This is a genomic window from Yoonia ponticola (genome assembly GCF_014199395.1).
Classification (GTDB): domain Bacteria; phylum Pseudomonadota; class Alphaproteobacteria; order Rhodobacterales; family Rhodobacteraceae; genus Yoonia; species Yoonia ponticola.
Window position 1 is genome coordinate 98166 of sequence record NZ_JACIJM010000001.1, and the last position, 21105, is coordinate 119270.

15 protein-coding genes are annotated in these 21105 nt (G+C 57.8%); 10 read left to right on the plus strand and 5 right to left on the minus strand.

Annotated features, from left to right (window positions below):
- Positions 1-90: 90 nt before the first annotated feature.
- The 3 genes from purH to FHS72_RS00515 form a co-directional block, all read right to left on the minus strand.
- Entirely contained in the window at positions 91-1680 is a 1590-nt protein-coding gene (gene purH / locus FHS72_RS00505) for a bifunctional phosphoribosylaminoimidazolecarboxamide formyltransferase/IMP cyclohydrolase (RefSeq protein WP_183523932.1), read from the minus strand.
- On the minus strand, positions 1680-3407 hold the full coding sequence (locus FHS72_RS00510) for a heparinase II/III family protein (protein WP_183525259.1): 1728 nt from the start codon (positions 3405-3407) through the stop codon (positions 1680-1682). Before FHS72_RS00510 ends, purH begins: the two co-directional genes overlap by 1 nt.
- Before the next feature lie 231 nt (positions 3408-3638).
- Complete coding sequence (locus FHS72_RS00515) at positions 3639-3794, minus strand: hypothetical protein (RefSeq protein ID WP_183523935.1); 156 nt, start codon at positions 3792-3794, stop codon at positions 3639-3641.
- Positions 3795-4031: 237 nt separating this feature from the next.
- On the opposite strand from FHS72_RS00515, the gene FHS72_RS00520 reads away from it, so the two are divergent.
- The gene (locus FHS72_RS00520) at positions 4032-6527 is read left to right on the plus strand and encodes a GcvT family protein (RefSeq protein WP_183523938.1); all 2496 of its coding nucleotides are present in this window, start codon (positions 4032-4034) and stop codon (positions 6525-6527) included.
- 105 nt (positions 6528-6632) lie between these two features.
- On the opposite strand, the gene FHS72_RS00525 is transcribed toward FHS72_RS00520, so the two are convergent.
- Entirely contained in the window at positions 6633-7388 is a 756-nt protein-coding gene (locus FHS72_RS00525; protein WP_183523941.1) for a hypothetical protein, read from the minus strand.
- Positions 7389-7479: 91 nt separating this feature from the next.
- Complete coding sequence (gene dnaE, locus FHS72_RS00530) at positions 7480-10977, minus strand: DNA polymerase III subunit alpha (protein ID WP_183523944.1); 3498 nt, start codon at positions 10975-10977, stop codon at positions 7480-7482.
- An 84-nt stretch (positions 10978-11061) separates the two neighbouring features.
- On the opposite strand from dnaE, the gene FHS72_RS00535 reads away from it, so the two are divergent.
- The 9 genes from FHS72_RS00535 (at position 11062) to FHS72_RS00575 (ending at position 21074) form a co-directional block, all read left to right on the plus strand.
- Entirely contained in the window at positions 11062-11352 is a 291-nt protein-coding gene (locus FHS72_RS00535; RefSeq protein WP_183523947.1) for an ArsR/SmtB family transcription factor, read from the plus strand.
- A gap of 1 nt (position 11353) precedes the next feature.
- The gene (locus FHS72_RS00540) at positions 11354-11827 is read left to right on the plus strand and encodes an SRPBCC domain-containing protein (protein WP_183523950.1); all 474 of its coding nucleotides are present in this window, start codon (positions 11354-11356) and stop codon (positions 11825-11827) included.
- Between the two features lie 134 nt (positions 11828-11961).
- Positions 11962-13311, plus strand: coding sequence for a xanthine dehydrogenase small subunit (xdhA, locus tag FHS72_RS00545; protein ID WP_183523955.1), 1350 nt, complete (start codon positions 11962-11964; stop codon positions 13309-13311).
- Positions 13308-15650 carry a xanthine dehydrogenase molybdopterin binding subunit gene (xdhB, locus tag FHS72_RS00550; protein WP_183523958.1) on the plus strand — a complete coding sequence of 781 codons (2343 nt, stop codon included), beginning with the start codon at positions 13308-13310 and terminating at the stop codon, positions 15648-15650. The genes xdhA and xdhB overlap by 4 nt, the downstream gene beginning before the upstream one ends.
- The gene (gene xdhC / locus FHS72_RS00555) at positions 15643-16395 is read left to right on the plus strand and encodes a xanthine dehydrogenase accessory protein XdhC (RefSeq protein WP_183523961.1); all 753 of its coding nucleotides are present in this window, start codon (positions 15643-15645) and stop codon (positions 16393-16395) included. The genes xdhB and xdhC overlap by 8 nt, the downstream gene beginning before the upstream one ends.
- Entirely contained in the window at positions 16392-17918 is a 1527-nt protein-coding gene (locus FHS72_RS00560; RefSeq protein ID WP_183523964.1) for an ABC transporter ATP-binding protein, read from the plus strand. The genes xdhC and FHS72_RS00560 overlap by 4 nt, the downstream gene beginning before the upstream one ends.
- Before the next feature lie 39 nt (positions 17919-17957).
- Entirely contained in the window at positions 17958-19040 is a 1083-nt protein-coding gene (locus FHS72_RS00565; protein WP_183523967.1) for an ABC transporter permease, read from the plus strand.
- Entirely contained in the window at positions 19040-19954 is a 915-nt protein-coding gene (locus FHS72_RS00570) for an ABC transporter permease (protein WP_183523970.1), read from the plus strand. Before FHS72_RS00565 ends, FHS72_RS00570 begins: the two co-directional genes overlap by 1 nt.
- A gap of 37 nt (positions 19955-19991) precedes the next feature.
- On the plus strand, positions 19992-21074 hold the full coding sequence (locus FHS72_RS00575; RefSeq protein WP_425511098.1) for a BMP family ABC transporter substrate-binding protein: 1083 nt from the start codon (positions 19992-19994) through the stop codon (positions 21072-21074).
- Positions 21075-21105 lie beyond the last annotated feature (31 nt).

A 21105-nucleotide genomic window follows, 5' to 3' on the forward strand; every position in this document is an offset into this window, starting at 1 on the left:
ACTCGAAAAGTTGGATGATCAATACCCAGCCCATGTTGGGTGTTACAGGGTATTGATCGTGTTTTTCACCTAGTGCGTTTTGGTAACCGATTAGTGCCGGAAGTGCCGTGTGCCTGTAAAGACCATGGCGATGCCAGCCTCGTCCGCGGCTTTGATGACTTCGTCGTCGCGCATAGAACCACCCGGCTGGATCACGCAGGTCGCCCCCGCAGCGGCGGCTTCCATCAGACCGTCAGCAAAGGGGAAGAATGCGTCGGACGCCACAGCAGACCCGATGGTCAGCGGTTGTGGCAGCCCCATCGCGTCTGCCATGCGTTCCGCTTTTTTCGCAGCGATCAAAGCACTGTCGAGGCGGGACATTTGCCCAGCACCGACACCCACAGTCGCGCCGTCTTTGACGTAAACAATCGCGTTGGATTTGGTGTGCTTGGCAACTTTCCATGCGAACAGCAGGTCTTTGAGTTGGTCGTCGGTTGGTTCAACCTTGGTCACGACTTTCAGGTCTTCGATACGCAGATCATCGGTATCTTTGTCCTGCACCAACATGCCGCCAGCAACCTGACGGTAGGCCAGCGATTGTTCCTGTGGATCAGGCAAACCGTCTGTGGTCAGCAAACGCAGGTTTTTCTTGGTCGCGAACACGGCTTTTGCCGCATCAGACGCGCCCGGTGCGATCACAACTTCGGTAAAGATTTCGACGATGGCTTTGGCAGTGTCTTCATCAAGCGGTTGGTTCAGCGCTACGATCCCGCCAAACGCAGAGGTACGGTCGCAATCGAACGCTTTGGTGTAAGCTTCAAGCAGCGTAGCCCCTTGGCCAACGCCGCATGGGTTCGCGTGTTTGATGATCGCCACGGCAGGGCCGTTCGCGGGATCAAATTCCGCCACCAATTCAAACGCCGCATCGGTGTCGTTGATGTTGTTGTAGGACAGCTCCTTGCCCTGATGCTGCTGGGCTGTTGCCACACCCGGACGGTTGGTGCCGTCGGTGTAGAACGCCGCCGACTGGTGGCTGTTTTCGCCGTAGCGCAAAGTCTGGGTGAACGTCCCTGTGAATGTGCGGCGGCGCGGCTCTTTGTTCCCAATCGCATTTGCCATCCAAGTGCTGACAGCGGTGTCATAGGCGGCCGTGCGGCCATAAGCGATCTGCGCTTGGCGTTGACGGAAGGCGTAGGTTGTCTGGCCGTCGTTGGCGTCCAATTCGGCACGCAAAGCAGCGTAGTCCTCAACGTCAGTCACAACCGTGACAAAAGCGTGGTTTTTGGCGGATGACCGGATCATCGCAGGGCCGCCGATATCGATGTTCTCGATGCAGGTGTCGTAATCCGCGCCTTTGGCAACGGCTTCTTCAAACGGATAGAGGTTCACAACCAGCAGGTCGATTGGACCGATGTTGTGCTCTTCCATCGCGGCGACGTGACCTTCCAGATCGCGGCGGGCCAACAGGCCGCCATGCACGACAGGATGCAACGTCTTCACGCGCCCGTCCATCATTTCAGGAAAGCCCGTGACGTCTGCCACGTCTTTCACGTCTAGGCCTGCATCGCGCAGCGCCTTGGCCGAACCGCCAGTCGAGAGCAATTCAACCCCACGTTTGGCAAGGTCGTGGCCCAATTCAATGAGCCCCGTTTTATCAGATACAGAAAGCAGTGCGCGGCGTAGTGGTGCGAGATCGGTCATCATTGTCCCCGTGATGTGTCATCGTAACCGCCCACCGGCTCGTTTGGGGTCAGATCACGCACCGCATCGGGCGTGTCTTGTGCTTTGGCCAACGACCAGCGGACGCGCGTCGCATATGTCATTGCGGCGCTGGTTAAAACCACCTGTTGCGCGCTACGGGGCTTTAATCTGCCATTTTCCAAATAAACTGACGGCTCAAGGCTTAATGTGGCCTGCCCGTCGTGTCGAAAGATCCAAACTTCGCCGGATTTCAGCACCATCGACACGGCACCGCCGCTCAGATCGACGGTTGCATCAACATCAGGGTGCAGATGGAATCGGATCGTAAACGGCACACCGGGGCTGCTGCGTGATAGCTGGCCGTCAAAGCGGGCTTCGTCGTTAGTGCCAAGCGTCGTCAGCAAGTCTTCACCCACCAAACCACGTCCATCAATCGCAATATCGATGGTCCGCGCATGGGTCAGCCCATGTGTCTGGCGGTAGCCGTCGTGGGACAATTCCAGCCGCTTGCCATCATCTAGGTTCGAGAATTCACATTGCACACGTTGCGGCACGTCCAGCAGCAGTTCCGCCGAATGACTACCTCTGACGGGGGGGGCAAGGCGCGACGACGAATATCCATTGATCCACAGCGTCGAATGCGACGGCGTAGCGCGACCGGCACGACGCCAGTCTTCGCCAAAGCTGCGGCCTGATCCGCAACTGACGATAATCGGACGCCGCCCCGATGTGACCTCGAACGCAAGCGTGCTGGCATGAGCATCGCCGGACGCTGGGCCAACAGGCGGGGTCGCGGCGTCGATAATCATCGACGTGCGACCAGCCGTGACGCGGGCAAATCCCATGTGCAGGTCTTTGGGTTCAATCGGCGTGACGCGGACATGCGAGTCTGCCAGCGCGTGATCCAACCGCCCGTCGATCCCACGGCCACCACCATGAAACCGCGCAAGGCTACCATCTGCATGACGCAAGGCGCGCAGGGTCGGGGCCATGCGTTCTTGGGCTTCGATGAATTGGCGAGGCGGCGTTTGCCCTGCAAGCGTTAACGCTTGGGTCGCCCATGTAATCAACGTGAAAACCTCTAGCAAATCTTCGGGGTTCCGCGTGGCGATCCCACCCATACTATCGATCTGCGTGGCGCAATCACTGGCCAGCGCCTTGACCGCAGGCGGGGCGAATTGCTCCATGCCTTCAAGGGCAAGCCCTGCGTAGATGATTCCCGTCAGCGCCTCAAAACGCGACAAACCGGGTTCCGTCGTGCGCCAGCGTTTGGCAAGAAACAGTGTCTGCTGGCCAAGCGAGCGGAAATAGATGTCCGACGCCGCCTTATCCTGACCGCGCAGCAAAAACAGGCCGTGGTTGATCCAACGGATCAAACGACGCCCCGTCAGATCGGGCGTCCAGCCAGGCCCAACGCCCGTGCCATAACGCGCGATCCAATCTGCGACCCACGCTTGCGCCCGTTCGCGCGCGCGCATGTCGCCAACGGCGGCCAGATCATCAAGCCACGCAAAACCTTGAATTTCTTCGGCAATACGGGGATTGTCGATGCCAATGTCCCAAATCAACGCATTCGGGGCTTGGACAAAAGCCCCCGCGAACAGGAAATTCCCGCTGATCAACTGCCGTCCTCTGGCAAAGTGACCTATCGTTTTTGGTTCCGGCTGCGACACAAACCCAGTCGCAGGTCGTGCGCGTGCAGACCGCCGCGCATGGAAGCGATGCATAAAATCGGTGCGTCGGGCACGCCATGTTTGTGCCTGTTCCACTGCGGGCTGCCTGTTTGGTTTTATTGTTATTTGGACCATAGCCAGCCGGTGTAACTGAGTCACGTGATCTTCGTGGCTGGTCCGATGTTTTGGGTAAATCCGATTTGAAATTTGGGTATTAAAATGGGTCACGTGCCGAAAATGGCACGTGGTAATCGATTGGCTTAAATGTACCGTTAAAAACGTAGACTAGCGGGTTGGACCCGTTGGAATCGCGTAATTCGCGGCAGAAAAGCGCAACAAATCATTATCAGCCCGACCAGCCACATAGCTGTCAGGTGTTGCAGCGCAAGCGCTCAGCAAACTTGCCGAGACTAACGCCAGCATGGTTAGCAAGCGTGACATAAAACTACTCCTCATATTCCACATCTTACGTGTGGTGAATCCAACATAGGCATTTCTACGGCATTTGTTGAGCCTCCAAATGTAAGCAAATGCGCCAAGTGTCATTTCTGCATAGCGCCCAAAAGTTAAGAATTAGTCGCCGCTGTCGGTTTTGCACCTTTCAAGGTCGGAAGGTTCTAACGTCCGCCCGTCGATTGCGACACAGTGGCTCAAAGAGCATCCTGTGGAGTCGCGTGCATGAAAACTACTGTCAAAGCCTTGGTCGTCGGGGGCGGTGCTGTCGGCACGTCGATTGCGTATCATTTGGCCAAAGCGGGCTGGGATGACGTGATGCTGCTCGAGCGCGACGAATTGACGTCAGGATCAACATGGCACGCCGCAGGCTTGCTGCCGTTGTTCAACATGTCTTACGCGACAACGCACATCCACAAATACTCGGTTGATTTCTATAAGCAGCTTGAGGCAGAGACAGGCTTGAACGCTGGTTTTGCTGTCGTCGGCAACCTTCGCATGGCCCAAACGCAGGAACGCATGGACGAATATATGCTCTATGCGGCGACGGCTGAAACCTGCGACGTGCCGTATGAATGGATGACGCCCGATCAGATCAAAGCGAAATGGCCGCTGATCAAAACCGACGACCTCAAGGGCGCACTTTACCACAACACCGACGGCTACATTAACCCCGCCGACGTGACCCAAGCGATGGCCAAGGGCGCTCGCCAGCGCGGTGTCGTAATTGAACGCAAATGGCAGGCTGACGCGTTTGAATGGAACGGGACGGCTTGGGATGTGACCTGCACCAAAATGGTCGAAAAGGGCGGCAATCTGATCCCATCCGACGAGCAAATTGTTATCACGGCAGAACATGTCGTCACTGCCTCGGGCAACCACGCGCAGACAACTGCCAAAAAGCTGGGCATCAAAATTCCCGCGATTCCCGTTGAGCATCAGTTCATCGTGATGGACCAAGACCCCGATCTGGTGAAATTCCGCGCCGAAGGCCACGTCGAACATCCCGTGATCCGTGACGCTGACGCGCAATCCTATGTGCGCGAAGAACGCGGCGGTTGGATCTTGGGCGTCTACGAGAAAAACGCGCCTGCCGTGTTTGAATACGGCGTGCCGGATGCGTTCCGCGCCGACCTGTTCCCACTCGATCTGGAACGGATTGAAGACCAATATATGGCGATGATCCACCGCATTCCGTCCTGCGAGGAAAGCGGGCTGAAAGACGATTTCAACGGCCCGATTTGCTACACGCCTGACGGCAACCCGCTGGTTGGTCCTGCGCCCGGTTTGAGGAATATGTGGCTGGCCGAAGGGTTTTCTTTCGGCATCACAGCGGCGGGCGGCACGGGCTATTACCTTGCGCAAATGATGGTGAACGGCGAGGCCGAGATCGACATGGCGTCGCTTGATCCCAAACGCTACGGCGACTGGATGACGACCGAATTTGCGGCCCGCAAAAACGAAGAATGTTACGACCACGTCTACATCCTGCACCACCCGGACGAGGAACGGCCCGCGTGCCGCCCGCTGCGCACCTCGCCCGCCTATGACCGCCAAGCGAAACGCGGCGCGCAATTCGGGTTTGTGAACGGCTGGGAACGCCCGAACTACTATGCGCCAGCAGGGTTCAACGACCACGACGCACGATCCTTCCGGCGCGGCGGCTGGTGGCAATACGCGGTCGAAGAGGCCAAAGCGATCCGCGAAGGTGTCGGTCTCGTGGATGCAACCGCCTTTACCAAACACAAGATTTCGGGGGCAGGGGCGACGGCATTCCTCGACTGGTTCACTTGCAATAAACTGCCCAAAATCGGGCGGATCAACCTGACCTATGCGCTCACATCGCACGGCACCACGCGGACGGAATATACCATCGTGCGCCTGTCTGAGGATGAGTATTATCTCGTGTCCGCAGGAGCGTGGCATGCCTACGACCAAGATTACCTGACCAAAGCTATCGCCGACAAAGAACCGGAATTCGGGCGGATCAACCTTGAAGATGTCACCACGAAATACGGCGTCTTTGCCATCGCTGGCCCGAAATCGCGCGATGTGCTGGCAGAGGTGATCAAAGACGCGGACCCCGAAACAGCCCTGTCCAACAAGCGGTTCCCGTGGTTGTCCGCCAAACAAATCGAACTGGGCATGTGTCCAGTGAACGCGATCCGTGTGGCCTATACGGGCGAACTAGGCTGGGAATTGCACCACCCGATGGAGATGCAGAACTACCTGTTCGATCTGCTCGAAAAGGCGGGCGAAAAGCACGGCATGAAACTCGTCGGTGCGCGGGCGCAAAACTGGCTGCGTCAGGAAAAATCATACCGCGCGTTTGGCAATGAATTGGGCCGCGACGCGACCCCTGCCGAAGCAGACCTGCCGCGCTTTATCGACCTAAGCAAAGACTTCTACGGCAAAGACGCGATGGTCGAAAAAGGCATCCGGTCCAAATGCGTGACCCTACTCATCGACGGCCCTGATGACGCTGACCCTTGGGGCCGAGAGGCACTTTATACCCCAGACGGCACCCGCGTCGGTCGCCTGACATCCGGCGGTTATTCCGTCGCTTTCGAGAAATCCATCGGCCTAGGCTATGTGCGACCGGAGCAAGCTGTCGTCGGCACGAAACTCAAAGTCCGGATGTTCGACGCGCTTTGGGATGCGGAAATCGTCGAAGACAGCCCCTATGATCCTAAAAACGCAAATATCAGGATCGACGGGTAATCGGTCGCCGCGCCACCGCTTCTTTGACTACTTCAAAATCCCCGCCGGAGGCTCCCGTAGGTGCGACAAACACACGTTTTGTGGGCGGGCACCTACGGCGCGGCTTTAGCGTTCTTTGAAATCAATCGCTTTGACTTCGCCGTCGTGCAGCAGAATTTCGACCCACCTCGGGTTCGCGCCAAACGTCTCGTAGGCGGTCACGAACGTGGTGTTTGTAGCCATCCGGTCTAGTTTTGCGCCGCAAGGCTTCCCGTGGCTGACACGGCAGAATGACGCTTTGATCGCCTCGTAGGCATTGTCAGTGCCGCTGTAGGGGACGTTTTGGTTGGTCGGCAAATAGCGCACAACTTCGTGTGTGCCGACGTCGCCTGTCAGGCTCAATGCCGCTGTAAATTGTCTCGCGCAGCCGTCGTCAAATCCGGTGATGAAATGCGGTCGCATTGCCGTGGCATTCGGGATTGTGTCGTAGATTTTGTAGCCGCTGACGTTGGCAACTTCGGTGCCCATGCTGCCGCTTGGCACATCGCAGACCGTGGCGATTTCGCCGTAAGCGACGCTTTCGCCGTAAGGGATCACGCGGGCGTCGGGGCCTGTGCGGACCACTGTTTGCGCTGTCGTATTCCCACCCAGCAATCCGCCGCTGCCGAACAATCCACCCAGCAATCCGCCTTCGGGGGCCGCGGGTGCCGCTGCGAGCGCAAGTGCTGCGGCCACGGCGTCGTCTTGCGTGGCACCTTCGGGCAATGTGACTTCACTCAAGCGGTCTAAATCTGACAGGGTATTGGGCGCTGTGGTTTGGGTTCCGGTACAAGCAGCCAACATTACACAGGTGCCAATGATCGCCGTAAATTGCCAGTTCATGCCCAAATTCCCCTACTGTCCCGACGCTGTGTTTAGGACAGAACGCGTGTCTGTGTCCATGTGGCCCTTTGTCTAAGGCGAAAAGGTGCCGCTAGACTTCTTCGACTTCGATAACCCCGTTTAGCGACCGCAATGCGCCCTTAATTTGTGGGTTCACGGGGTAATGTTGGCCAAGATCGATCTCGACTTCACCTGGTAAGTCCGCGCTCATCAGGCAGAAATAAACCGGACCGCGTCCGCCTTTTATCCCGTCGCGCGATGCGTTTTCCAAGATCGTGGCGACCGATGAAATCGCGTCAGGCGCGTCCAAGAATACGCGCAAACCGCTGCTACCCGCGTCCGCCACAGCACTATCAATCGGGGCGACCGAGCGCCCGAGCAATTTCAACTGGTCGGATTCCATCGTTGCCTCGGCTTGGATCACGACCTGCGATCCAGTCTCAAGGTGTTCGCGGGCTAATTCCAAGGTATCCGAGAAAATCGTGATCTCGTATTGTCCTGTTGGATCAGACAGTTGCGCAAAGGCAAAGCGGTTGCCACGAGCCGATTTGCGTTCCTGCCGTCCTGACACAGTACCTGCCATTTTGACGATACAGGCGCCGCGTTCTGCCTTTGCTGTGACCTCGTCCAGCGTCAAAACGCCTTTGCGTTTGAGGGCGGCCATGTAGTCATCCAGCGGGTGGCCGGACAGGTAGAACCCGATGGCTTTGAATTCTTCGGCCAAGCGTTCGGCAGGCAACCAATCGTCACCACCAGCAAGGCGCGGTTCGGGCAGATCGTCGCCCGCTTCGCCAAACAGCGAGACTTGGTTCGACGATTTTTGCTCATGGATCGCGGCGGAATAGGCGACCAGCGGATCAAGTGACCGGAACACACGCTGGCGGTTTCCATCAAGCACATCAAAGGCACCAGCACGCGCGAGCATCTCTAGCGGACGCTTCCCAACCCGTTTCAGGTCAACGCGCCGCGCAACGTCAAACAGGTTCACAAATTCGCGCCCGTCGCGGCCTTCGACGATCAGTTTCATCGCCTCGACACCGACGTTCTTCAACGCACCCAGCCCGTACACCAGTTTTTGGTCGCGCACGTCGAACGTCGCTTCAGACCTGTTCACACAAGGCGGGATATAGTCGATCTTGAGGCCCTTTTTGACCTCTTGAAAATACACCGCCAGTTTGTCTGTCAGGTGAATATCGCAGTTCATCACGCCTGCCATGAATTCGACAGGGTGGTTCGCTTTTAACCATGCGGTTTGATAGCTAACCACCGCATAGGCCGCCGCGTGTGATTTGTTAAAGCCGTAGTTGGCGAACTTTTCGAGAAGGTCGAAAACCTCTGACGCCTTTTTCTTATCGACGCCGTTCTCCATCGCGCCTTTTTCGAATTTCGGGCGTTCCTTGGCCATTTCTTCGGCGATTTTCTTACCCATCGCACGGCGCAAAAGGTCAGCGCCACCGAGGCTATAACCCGCCATGACCTGCGCAATCTGCATAACCTGTTCTTGGTAAACGATGATGCCTTGGGTTTCGGCCAGCAGGTAGTCGATGGATTCGTGAACGGATTCGATTTCCTTCAGGCCATTCTTGACCTCGCAATAGGTCGGAATGTTCTCCATCGGACCGGGACGATACAGCGCCACAAGCGCCACGATATCTTCGATACAGTTCGGCTTCATGCGCTTGAGCGCGTCCATCATGCCGCTGGATTCCACCTGAAACACGGCGACGGTTTTGGCGGATGAATACAGCTTGTAGGATTTTTCGTCGTCCAGCGGGATGGTCCCGATGTCGTTGGACAGCCCTTCTGGCGGCTGGAATAATTCGTCACCAGCGGCATTCACATGCAGCGGACGGCCCGATTTCACGACAAGGTTCACGGCATTCTGAATGACGGTTAGGGTTTTCAGGCCTAAGAAGTCGAACTTGACCAGCCCCGCTTGTTCCACCCATTTCATGTTGAACTGCGTCGCGGGCATGTCAGAGCGCGGATCTTGGTACAGCGGCACCAATTCATCCAGCGGACGGTCGCCAATCACAACACCCGCCGCGTGGGTTGATGCGTTCCGCAAAAGCCCCTCGACCTGCTGTGCATATGTTAACAGACGGTCGACGACCTCTTCGTTTTTGGCTTCTTCGCGCAGGCGTGGCTCGTCCGCCAGCGCCTTTTCAATCGACACAGGTTTGACGCCCTCGACGGGGATCATTTTCGACAGGCGGTCCACTTGGCCATAAGGCATTTGCAGCACGCGACCGACATCACGCACGGCGGCTTTAGAAAGTAGCGCACCGAATGTGATGATCTGTCCGACTTTATCGCGCCCGTATTTGTCTTGCACAAAGCGGATAACTTCTTCGCGGCGGTCCATGCAAAAGTCGATATCGAAATCGGGCATGGACACACGTTCGGGGTTCAAGAACCGCTCGAACAGAAGCGAATAGCGTAGCGGATCAAGGTCGGTAATCAGTAGCGCATAGGCCACCAGCGACCCCGCACCGGACCCACGGCCTGGACCGACGGGAATACCCTGATCCTTGGCCCATTTGATAAAGTCGGCAACGATCAAAAAGTATCCGGGAAATCCCATGCCCTCGATGATGCCCAGCTCGAATTCCAGCCGGTCTTCGTATTCTTTGATCTCTGCTGCGTGTGGGATCACGGCGAGCCGCGCTTTCAGCCCTTCTTCGGCCTGACGGCGCAATTCCGCGACCTCGTCGTCCGCGAATTTCGGCAGGATCGGGTCGCGTTTGTAGGTTTTGAACGCACAACGCTTTGCGATCTCGACTGTGTTTTCAACCGCTTCTGGCAAGTCGGCGAACAAGGTCACCATTTCCTGCGGTGTTTTCATATAGTGTTGCGGCGTCAGCCTGCGACGCGGTTCTTGTTGGTCAACATATGCGCCTTCGGAAATACAGATCAGCGCGTCATGCGCTTCGTATAAACCGGTTTTGGGGAAATACACATCGTTGGTCGCAACCAGCGGAATGCCCTTGGCATAGGCCATTTCGACATGACCGCGTTCCGACAGTTTCTCGGCTTCGGTCACGCCGTTCTCGCCGGGGTGACGTTGTAATTCGACGTATAGGTTATCGCCGTAAATCTCGAAAAACTGATCCATCAGCAGTTCGGCCTTGGGCCGCTGTCCTTGGCGCAATAGCCGTCCGATGGGTCCGTCAGGTCCGCCAGTGAGACAGATCAAACCGTCGCTATATTGCGCTAGTTCCTGCATGTTGACCTGCGGCACCTCGTTGCCTTGATCAAGGTAGGCGCATGAATTGATCTTCATCAGGTTCATGTAGCCCGCTTCGGATTTCGCGAGCAGCACAACAGGCGCGGGGGCCTCTGGTTTCTTGCCCGGATCAGCTTGGGTGTAGCGAATATCGACCTGACAGCCGATGATCGGCTGGATACCAGCCTTGGATGCGTATTCCGAAAACTCCAACGCTGCGAACATGTTGTTCGTGTCGGTTACGGCAACGGCGGGCATATCCATGCCAGTGGCAAGGCCGATCAGTTTTTTAACAGGCACGGCCCCCTCAAGAAGGGAATATTCCGTGTGCAAGCGAAGATGGATAAAGCGAGGATCTGACATCCCCCGACACTATGCGAGCAGCGGCGGGGGGGGAAGGTGCGAAACGCAATTGACCGCGCGTAGGCCGCAAGAAATACTAGGCGCATGTCATCACATCTGAATACCTTTTTTGGGGCGCTATCCGACCCGACCCGCCGTGCGGTGTTGGAACGGCTCGTGGCTGGCCCCGCAAGCGTCAGCGATCTGGCCGCGCCGCACGACATGGCACTGCCCACGTTCATGCGGCACCTCGGCGTGCTGGAAAGCGCGGGGCTTGTGCGGTCGATCAAAAAGGGTCGTGTCAGGATGTGTCACATCGAGGCCGCGCCATTGCTAGAGGCGCAAGGCTGGTTGGCATGGCAACGCAAGGTCTGGGAAGACCGCATGGAGGACTAAAATGACTAATCACGCTTTGACCCTCGACCGTCAGATGGACGCGAGCCCTGCTGCTGTGTGGCGGTGCTTGACGGAACCGGCCTTGATTGAGCAGTGGTTCGCACCGAAACCTGTGCGGGTTTTTGATGTCGCGATGGACCCTGTTGCGGGTGGTGATTTCAGCAATTCCATGGAAATTCCCGGTGCAGGAACCGTCACAAGCGCAGGTTGCGTTTTGGTGGCAATCCCTAATGAACGGCTGGTTTGGACCAGCGTGTTGACCGCCGGATTTGTTCCGTCAGAGATGAAAAAAGAGAACGGCGCATTCCCATTCACAGCTGACATTACCCTCACGGCCAAGGATGGCGGGTGCCTCTATCAAGTCCGCGCATTGCACCCCAATGCGGTCTTCCGTCAAACCCACGAAGAGATGGGATTCGAACAAGGCTGGGGCATCGCCGCCGACCAACTGGCCGCGCTGGCTGCGACAATTTAGCAAGTTTTTCCTTGCCAAACGATGGCATGCGGGCTTTGATCGTCGGCAACCCAAGGGGCACGCCGCGTCTACGCCGCATCGACGCTGTGCCAAATCCTTGTGAAGAATTTCAGTAAGGCGGCAGGTTTAACATCATGAAAGTTGCGTTTTCTCTGAACGGAGAAACGATCAGCGTCGAAGCCGCGCCCACACGGACGTTGCTCGATTGGCTGCGCGAGGATCAAGGGCTGTGCGGCACCAAAGAGGGCTGCAACGAAGGCGACTGCGGTGCTTGTACGGTGATGGTCACGGATGCGGACGGGGCGCGGGCGCTGAATGCCTGCATCTTGTTCATGCCGCAACTCGACGGGAAATCTGTCAGGACTGTCGAAGGGCTGTCCGGGCCGTCCGGCGAATTGCATCCCGTGCAACAAGCGATGGTCGATCACCACGGATCGCAATGCGGTTTCTGCACACCCGGTTTCGTGATGAGCATGGCCACCGCGCACCGCAATGGCCGTCGTGATCACGACGACCAGCTTGCGGGCAACCTGTGCCGGTGTACGGGCTACGCGCCAATCATTCGCGCGGCCAAAGCTGCCGTTGAACAGCCCGTGCCTGTTTGGGTGAAGGACAAGGCTGACGTCACCGCCGACGCCCCCGACGTCACACTATCCGACTTCGCAAATTGGTACGCCGACAATCCCGACGCGACGCTGGTCGCGGGGGCCACGGATGTGGGCCTCTGGGTCACGAAACAGCTGCGGGATTTGGATCAGGTCGGCTTTGTCGGTCGCTGCCCAGAGCTTAAGCAGATCACACGCACCGATGACGCCATCCACTTTGGCGCGGGCGTCACGATGACCGACGTGCTGGAAACCCTTCGCGACGACTACCCGTCTTATGCCGAAATGATCCGCCGCTACGGATCGGTCCAAGTGCGCAATGCCGCGACCATTGGCGGCAATATCGCAAACGGGTCGCCCATCGGGGACAACCCGCCCGCATTAATCGCGCTGGGTGCGACGCTTCATCTGCAATTGCGCGACGTCGAACGGCAAATCCCGATCGAAGAATTCTTTATTGCATACGGCAAGCAAGACCGCGCCGCTGGCGAATTGGTCACAGGCGTCACGATCCCCTTGGGTCAAGACGGCCTGCGTTGTTATAAGCTCTCGAAACGCTTTGATCAGGACATTTCAGCAGCCTGCGGCGCGTTCAATATCACCATCGTAGACGGCACTGTGATCGCCGCTCGCATCGCTTTCGGCGGCATGGCAGGGACACCTGCGCGTGCAAAATCCGTCGAAGCAGCGCTGATCGGCCAACCATGGACCGCGGACACTATCGAAGCTGCCGCCGCGCAATTTGGCGCCGACTACACGCCAATGTCGGACATGCGCGCCTCTGCGGATTACCGCCTTGCTGCCGCTGCCAACATGTTGCGCCGCTACTTCGCGGAAACAACAGGGACCGCCACGAACGTCTTGGAGGTCCAGCCATGAGTGTCGCAAAATCACTTCCACACGACGCCGCCAAATTGCACGTGACAGGTGCAGCCCGCTACATCGACGACATTCCAACGCCCACAGGCACGCTGCACCTTGCATTCGGCATGTCAGAGGTCGCGTGTGGCACGATCACCGCGATGAACTTGGACAAAGTACGTGCAGCTGATGGCGTCGTCGCCGTGATGGTCGCGGACGATCTGCCCTTTGCCAATGATGTCTCGCCCTCTGCGCATGACGAGCCGTTGCTGGCCGTGGATACGGTGCATTACCTCGGACAACCGCTGTTTCTGGTCATAGCCACATCGCATCTTGCCGCGCGCAAGGCCGCGCGTTTGGGTGACATCGAGATCGCCGAACAAACGCCGATCCTCACGATAGATCAGGCGCTGGCGGCGGATAGCCGTTTCGAGGAAGGCCCGCGCATCTGGACCAAAGGCGACGTTGATACCGCCCTGACAGGCGCCGCGCACAGGCTGCAAGGCACGATTGAAATGGGCGGTCAGGAACATTTCTACCTCGAAGGCCAAGCAGCACTTGCCCTACCGCAAGACGACGGCGAAATGGTGGTGCATTCATCGACCCAACACCCGACTGAAATCCAACACAAAGTCGCCGACGCGCTGGGCCTCGCGATGCACGATGTACGTTGCGAAGTCCGCCGTATGGGCGGCGGTTTTGGCGGCAAAGAAAGCCAAGGTAATGCGTTAGCCGTCGGCTGTGCCGTTGCCGCGCGTCTGACAGGCAAGCCTTGCAAGATGCGCTACGACCGTGACGACGACATGACGATCACAGGAAAACGCCACGATTTTCGGATCGACTACGACGTAGGTTTCGACGGCGACGGACGTGTGACTGGCGTTGATTTTACCCACGCAACTCGTTGTGGCTGGGCGCTTGATCTGTCGCTGCCGGTTGCTGACCGTGCGATGCTGCATGCCGACAACGCATATCTTTTGCCAAACGCACGGATCACGTCGCACCGTTTGAAAACCAACACACAGTCCGCCACCGCCTATCGCGGTTTTGGCGGCCCGCAGGGTGTTGTGGGGATCGAGCGGATGATGGACCACATCGCGGCCACGCTTAACCTTGATCCGATTGTGGTGCGCCAACGGAACTACTATGCAGAAATGGACGGCGCGGTTGGGCAAAACACGCGCGGCACCCGTTTTGGCGGTGAGCATTCGCCAAAAACCGCCGGCCAAACAACGCCCTACGGCATGGAAGTCACCGACTTTATCCTGCACGGCATGACCGACGCGTTGCTGAAGTCGAGCGACTACGCGGCCCGCAAAGCTGCTGTCGCGAAATTCAACGCGGAAAACACGGTCCTCAAGCGCGGCATCGCTTTTTCGCCCGTTAAATTCGGGATTTCCTTTACGTTGACGCACCTGAACCAAGCGGGGGCCTTGGTGCATGTTTACCAAGACGGCTCGATCCGCATGAACCATGGCGGGACGGAAATGGGACAGGGCTTGTTTCAAAAGGTCGCCCAAGTCGCGGCGTCGCGCTTTGGTGTCGACGTATCTACGGTCAAGATCACGGCCACCGACACGGGCAAGGTGCCAAACACATCAGCCACCGCTGCATCATCTGGCACCGATCTGAACGGCATGGCGGTGCAAATCGCCTGTGACACGATCCGCGACCGGATCGCCGCATTTATCGCAGAACAGTACGAAACCACCGCTGACAACGTGATTTTCGCGGACGGCAAAGTCACCGTCAACGACGCGACCATGACCTTTGCCGAAGCGGTTTTGCTGGCGTATAGCAACCGCGTCAGCCTATCTGCGACGGGGTTCTACAAAACGCCAGACCTCGAATGGGACCGGATCAAAGGGCAGGGGCGGCCGTTCTTTTACTTTGCCCATGGCTGCGCCGTGACCGAAGTTGTGATCGACACGCTGACGGGTGAAAACCGCATTCTGCGCGCTGACATTTTGCACGACGCGGGCGCATCGCTGAACCCTGACATTGATATCGGACAGGTTGAAGGTGGCTATGTGCAAGGCGCTGGCTGGTTAACAACCGAAGAACTGGTCTGGGATGACAAAGGGCGACTACGCACGCACGCGCCTTCGACCTACAAAATTCCGGCCTGCTCTGATCGGCCTGACATTTTCAACGTGGCGCTCTGGGATCAACCGAACCCTGCAAAAACCGTCTACCGATCCAAGGCCGTGGGCGAGCCGCCGTTCATGCTGGGGATTTCCGCGTTTTTGGCGCTATCCGATGCGATTTCCAGCTGCGGTGAGGGCTATCCGGCACTCGACGCACCAGCCACCGCTGAAGCAGTTTTGGACGCCGTGACCCGTGTGCGCAATGGGTGAGAACCAGTGGATCACGATCACGGTCATGCGGACCCAAGGATCGGCGCCGCGTGATGCGGGCACCGCGATGCGGGTGTTTGCGGACGGCCAAGACGGCACAATCGGCGGCGGCGCGTTAGAATGGGAAGCCACGGCAATTGCCCACGAAATGCTGGCGAACGGCAAGACTGACATGCAACGTGTCATGCCGCTGGGGCCGGACCTTGGGCAGTGCTGCGGCGGGACCGTGACGCTTGGGTTTCAGCAGGGCGCGGCTGTCGGTGACGCCACGCAACCCGCTTTGTGGATTTGGGGCGCTGGGCACGTCGGTCGCGCGATTGCGGGCGTTTTCGCGCCTTTCAATGACCGCCCGATTACGCTGATCGACACCACCGCTGCACGTATGCCGAGCAACCTGCCGGACGGCGTTGCCCCATTGGTTGCGGCGGACCCGTTGCTGGTCGTGCCGCACGCCCCCTCAAACGCGGACCATCTGGTGCTAACCTATTCACATGACATCGATTTAGCGCTCTGCGATGCCTTGCTGCGGCGCGATTTTGGTAGCATTGGTTTGATCGGGTCCGATACAAAATGGACACGGTTTCGGCGCAGATTAACGGCGATGGGTCATGGTAACGAACAAATTTCACGCATTGCCTGTCCGATTGGCGATCCAGCCCTTGGAAAACACCCCCAAGCAATTGCGCTCAGCGTTGCGACGGCCATGCTAACCACGCAAAGCGTGAAAGAGGAACGCACCGGATGAGTGAGATTTTACTGGCGCTAAAAGGCTTAACCAAAGCCTACCCCGGTGTTGTGGCGAACAGCGATGTGTCGTTCGACATCGAACGTGGCGAAATCCACGCGCTTTTGGGGGAAAACGGTGCTGGTAAATCGACGCTGGTGAAAACGATCTACGGCTTGGTGAAGCCTGACACGGGGACGATGACGCTGAACGGCGCGGCCTTTACGCCAGCCGAACCACGTGCGGCACGGATCGCTGGGGTGGCGATGGTGTTCCAACACTTCTCGCTGTTCGATGCAATGAACGTGGCCGAGAACATCGCGTTGGGCATGGAAAACCCACCACCGCAGCGCGAAATCGCAACACGTGTGCGCGAGGTATCGGAAAAATACGGGCTGCCGCTGGACCCGTCACGGATCGTCGGTGAATTGTCGGCGGGTGAGCGGCAACGCGTTGAAATCATTCGCTGTCTTTTGCAGGATCCTAAACTGCTGATCATGGACGAGCCGACATCGGTGCTAACCCCGCAAGAGGTCGATATCCTGTTTGAGACCCTGCGCAAACTGTCCGCTGAAGGCACGGCGATCCTCTATATCTCGCATAAACTCGAAGAAATTCGCAGCCTGTGTGACCGCGCAACGGTTCTGCGTCTGGGTGCTGTTGTCGGCGACTGCATCCCGCGTGACACGTCGGCGCGGGACATGGCAGAATTGATGGTCGGCGCGAAACTGCAAGTCCCGACCAAGGCCGAACGGGCCGTTGGGCGCGGTGTTCTCGTGCTTAACGGGCTTAGCGCACCCGCGCCGCATCAATTTGGCACGCCGCTGCGCGATATTAACCTGCGTGTTCGCGCTGGCGAAGTCATGGGCATCGGCGGCGTCGCTGGCAATGGGCAGGACGAACTGGTCGCGGCACTGTCCGGCGAAATGCGCACGGCAAACGGCATGGTGATGCTGGACGAGCAGCCGATCGGCAAACTCGGGCCAAACGCGCGACGTAAATTGGGGCTGTCAGTGGCCCCCGAAGAACGCAACGGGCACGCCGCCGCTGGCGATATGTCCTTGGTCGAAAACGCGGTTCTCACGGGTGCTGTGCGGCAAGGTCTCACATCGCGAGGCTTCTTGCGGTGGGGCAAAGCACGGGCCTTTGCGGATCAGATCATCAAAGATTTTGACGTCCGCACGCCCGGGGCGGCAAACACGGCAGGCGCCTTGTCAGGCGGGAACCTGCAGAAATTCGTGATCGGTCGCGAGATACTGCAAGCCCCCGATGTTTTGGTCGTGAACCAACCGACGTGGGGCGTGGATGCGGCCGCGGCGGCGGCGATCCGGCAGGCCTTGCTTGATCTGGCGGCCAACGGGGCTGCGGTGATTGTGATCTCGCAAGACTTGGACGAGTTGATGGAAATATCCGACCAGTTCGCCGCGTTGAACGAAGGTCGTTTATCAGAGCCACGCGCTGCTAACGGGCTGACGGTGGACGAAATCGGGCTGATGTTGGGCGGTGCGCACGACATGGAGGTCGCCCATGTTGCAACGTCGTAAGATGAGTTGTTTTGGCGAAATGAAACAGGGGGCGCGGTCATGATCATGCTTGAGAAACGACCGCAGCCGTCGCAAGGCTGGACGTTGGCGACGCCGATTTTGGCGGTTTTACTGACGATGCTGGTGGGCGGCGCGTTGTTTGCCGCACTTGGCAAAGACCCGTTGGTGACGATCCGCACGATTTTTTATGACCCGCTGTTTTCGGAATTTGCATGGTATTATCGCCCGCAATTGCTGGTGAAAGGCGCGCCTTTGGTATTGATTGCCATTGGTCTGTCGTTCGGGTTCCGAGCCGGTGTGTGGAACATCGGCGCAGAGGGGCAATACATCATCGGCGCGATTTGCGGCGCGGCTGTGGGCCTCGCGATGTACCCGATGGAAAGCGTGTTCATCTTTCCCGCAATGGTGATCGCGGGCGCATTGGGCGGCATGCTGTGGGCCATGATCCCCGGCATTCTGCGGGTGAAATTTGGCACAAACGAGATTTTGGTGTCCCTGATGCTGGTCTATGTGGCCGAGCAATTGCTGGCATCTATGGCGCTAGGCACGTTGCGCAATCCCGAAGGCATGGGCTTTCCCGGATCACGGAACCTGTCGCAATATCCATCGGCGGCGAACCTTGAATTGATCTCTGGGTCTGGCATGCACTGGGGTGTTGTCGCGGCGTTTATCGCGGTGATTTTTGCCTACATCATGCTTTCGCGCCATATCTTTGGATTTCAGGTGCGATTGTCCGGCCTTGCCCCTCGTGCGGCTGCGTTTTCGGGCGTCAATCCGGGCAGGTTGATCCTGCTGTGTATGGCGATTTCGGGAGGGCTTGCTGGTCTCGCTGGATTGTTCGAAGTCGCTGGACCTGCGGGGCAAATCAGCATCGATTTCAACGTGGGTTACGGATTTACTGCGATTATCGTCGCGTTCTTGGGCCGTTTGCATCCCGTCGGAATCTTGCTGGCGGGTGGGCTGATGGCGCTGACCTATATCGGCGGCGAAATTGCGCAGAGCAAACTCGGCCTGCCTGGAGGGGCTATTCAACTGCTGCAAGGGATGCTGCTATTCTTCTTGCTCGCGGTGGATGTGTTAACGCATTACCGCGTCCGATTTGGGCAGGGGGAGGTCGCATAATGGATCTGTCATCAATCAACCCTATCCTGTTGCTCGCATCGCTTATGGTCGCGGCAACCCCGATCATGTTGGCCGCGATTGGCGAATTGGTCGTAGAGCGATCCGGCGTTTTGAACCTTGGCGTTGAAGGTATGATGATCACGGGCGCTGTCTGCGGGTTCATCGTCTCGGTGAGCACCGGATCGCCGTGGCTTGGGTTCATTGGCGCGGCCATCGGCGGTGCGATGCTGGCGTCGCTGTTCGGGTTCCTGACACAGTATTTACTGTCGAACCAAGTTGCGACCGGCCTTGCATTAACCCTGTTCGGGTTGGGGCTGAGTGCTTTGATGGGCCAAGGTTATATCGGGATCAAATCGCCTAGTTTTCCTGATTGGCACATCCCGCTGTTGGGCGATATTCCGGTCATCGGCCCAATTGTATTTCAACACGATCCGATGGTCTATGTCGGCCTGTTGATCGTGCTGGCGGTCTGGGCGTTTCTGAAATTCAGCCGTGCAGGTCTAATCCTGCGTGCTGTGGGTGAAAATCACGACGCGGCCCATGCGCTGGGCTACAAGGTCAAACGCGTGCGGATGCTGGCGATTATGTTCGGCGGGGCTTGTGCTGGCCTTGGCGGCGCGTACCTCAGCCTTGTGCGGGTGCCGCAGTGGACGGAAGGCATGACGGCAGGTGCGGGTTGGATCGCCCTTGCCATCGTTGTTTTCGCCAGCTGGAAACCGGGGCGGCTTTTGCTGGGTGCCTACCTTTTTGGCGGGGTGACTGTTTTGCAGCTGAACCTGCAGGCCGCTGGTATGGCAATTCCGGTCGAATATCTTTCGATGTCGCCGTATCTGGCAACCATCGTCGTTCTGGTTATTATGCGGGCTGGACGTGCGCCCGGATCACTGGGCCGAATCTTTCACGCCTCGCGTTAGGGGCATACGACCACGACCATCAATGGGGATTAAAAACATGATGAAATCACTTCTGACCGGGGCCACTTTTGCCCTTGGCCTGACAACTGCGGCTTTCGCGCAAGACGAAACCACAAAGATCGGCTTTATCTACGTAGGCCCAGTCGGCGACGGCGGCTGGACATACGAGCACAACCAAGGCCGTTTGGCTGTCGAAGAGCATTTCGGTGACGCGGTTGAAACCGTATTTGTCGAAAGCGTGCCAGAAGGCCCAGACGCCGAACGTGTGATGACGCAGATGGCGCTTGACGGTGCTGACCTGATTTTCTCGACATCTTTTGGTTTCATGGACCCGACGATCAACGTCGCTGGCAAATTCCCAGACGTGAAATTCGAGCACGCGACGGGCTACAAGCAAGCTGACAACGTCTCTGTCTATTCCGCACGCTTCTACGAAGGCCGGGCTGTGCAAGGCCACATTGCGGGTCAGATGACCGAAAGCAACGTGATCGGCTACATCGCGTCCTTCCCGATCCCCGAAGTTATTCGCGGCATCAACGCAGCCTACCTGCAAGCCAAAGCGGTGAACCCTGACGTCGAATTCAAAATCGTCTGGGCCTACACATGGTTTGATCCAGCCAAAGAAGCCGAAGCAGCGACTGTTCTGATCGAACAAGGCGCTGACGTAATCTTGCAGCACACTGACTCAACAGCACCACAAGCCGCAGCCCAAGCTGCTGGTAACGTGGCAACATTCGGTCAGGCGTCCGACATGGCTGAATTCGGCCCGTACCCGCGCGTATCCTCGATCATCGACAACTGGTCACCATATTACATCGCACGCACACAAGCCGTGATCGATGGCACATGGGAAAGCACAAGCACATGGGACGGTATCGCGCCGGGCATGGTTGGCATTGGTGACATCACCGACGCAGTCCCTGCAGAGATCAAAGCATCCGCTGAAGCGATGATCGAATCTATCCGTTCGGGCGACATGCACCCGTTCACTGGTCCGATCAACAAACAAGACGGGTCTGTCTGGTTGGCTGACGGCGAAACCGCCTCCGACTATGGTGATGACGGCTTGGCTGGCATGAACTTTTACGTTGAAGGCATTGTAGGCGACGTTCCGCAATAAGAGACGCTGCCTAGGTAAACGAAAGGCCCGC

What these genes read in the sequence shown, in the direction of transcription:
- xdhC (WP_183523961.1), top strand. Translation starts at nt 15,643, where the DNA reads ATGGGTGAGAACCAGTGGATCACGATCACGGTCATGCGGACCCAAGGA.
- FHS72_RS00520 (WP_183523938.1), top strand. Translation starts at nt 4,032, where the DNA reads ATGAAAACTACTGTCAAAGCCTTGGTCGTCGGGGGCGGTGCTGTCGGC.
- FHS72_RS00540 (WP_183523950.1), top strand. Translation starts at nt 11,354, where the DNA reads ATGACTAATCACGCTTTGACCCTCGACCGTCAGATGGACGCGAGCCCT.
- xdhA (WP_183523955.1), top strand. Translation starts at nt 11,962, where the DNA reads ATGAAAGTTGCGTTTTCTCTGAACGGAGAAACGATCAGCGTCGAAGCC.
- FHS72_RS00510 (WP_183525259.1), bottom strand. Translation starts at nt 3,407, where the DNA reads ATGCATCGCTTCCATGCGCGGCGGTCTGCACGCGCACGACCTGCGACT.
- FHS72_RS00565 (WP_183523967.1), top strand. Translation starts at nt 17,958, where the DNA reads ATGATCATGCTTGAGAAACGACCGCAGCCGTCGCAAGGCTGGACGTTG.
- xdhB (WP_183523958.1), top strand. Translation starts at nt 13,308, where the DNA reads ATGAGTGTCGCAAAATCACTTCCACACGACGCCGCCAAATTGCACGTG.
- FHS72_RS00525 (WP_183523941.1), bottom strand. Translation starts at nt 7,388, where the DNA reads ATGAACTGGCAATTTACGGCGATCATTGGCACCTGTGTAATGTTGGCT.
- FHS72_RS00575 (WP_425511098.1), top strand. Translation starts at nt 19,992, where the DNA reads ATGATGAAATCACTTCTGACCGGGGCCACTTTTGCCCTTGGCCTGACA.
- FHS72_RS00535 (WP_183523947.1), top strand. Translation starts at nt 11,062, where the DNA reads ATGTCATCACATCTGAATACCTTTTTTGGGGCGCTATCCGACCCGACC.
- FHS72_RS00515 (WP_183523935.1), bottom strand. Translation starts at nt 3,794, where the DNA reads ATGTCACGCTTGCTAACCATGCTGGCGTTAGTCTCGGCAAGTTTGCTG.
- purH (WP_183523932.1), bottom strand. Translation starts at nt 1,680, where the DNA reads ATGACCGATCTCGCACCACTACGCCGCGCACTGCTTTCTGTATCTGAT.
- dnaE (WP_183523944.1), bottom strand. Translation starts at nt 10,977, where the DNA reads ATGTCAGATCCTCGCTTTATCCATCTTCGCTTGCACACGGAATATTCC.
- FHS72_RS00570 (WP_183523970.1), top strand. Translation starts at nt 19,040, where the DNA reads ATGGATCTGTCATCAATCAACCCTATCCTGTTGCTCGCATCGCTTATG.
- FHS72_RS00560 (WP_183523964.1), top strand. Translation starts at nt 16,392, where the DNA reads ATGAGTGAGATTTTACTGGCGCTAAAAGGCTTAACCAAAGCCTACCCC.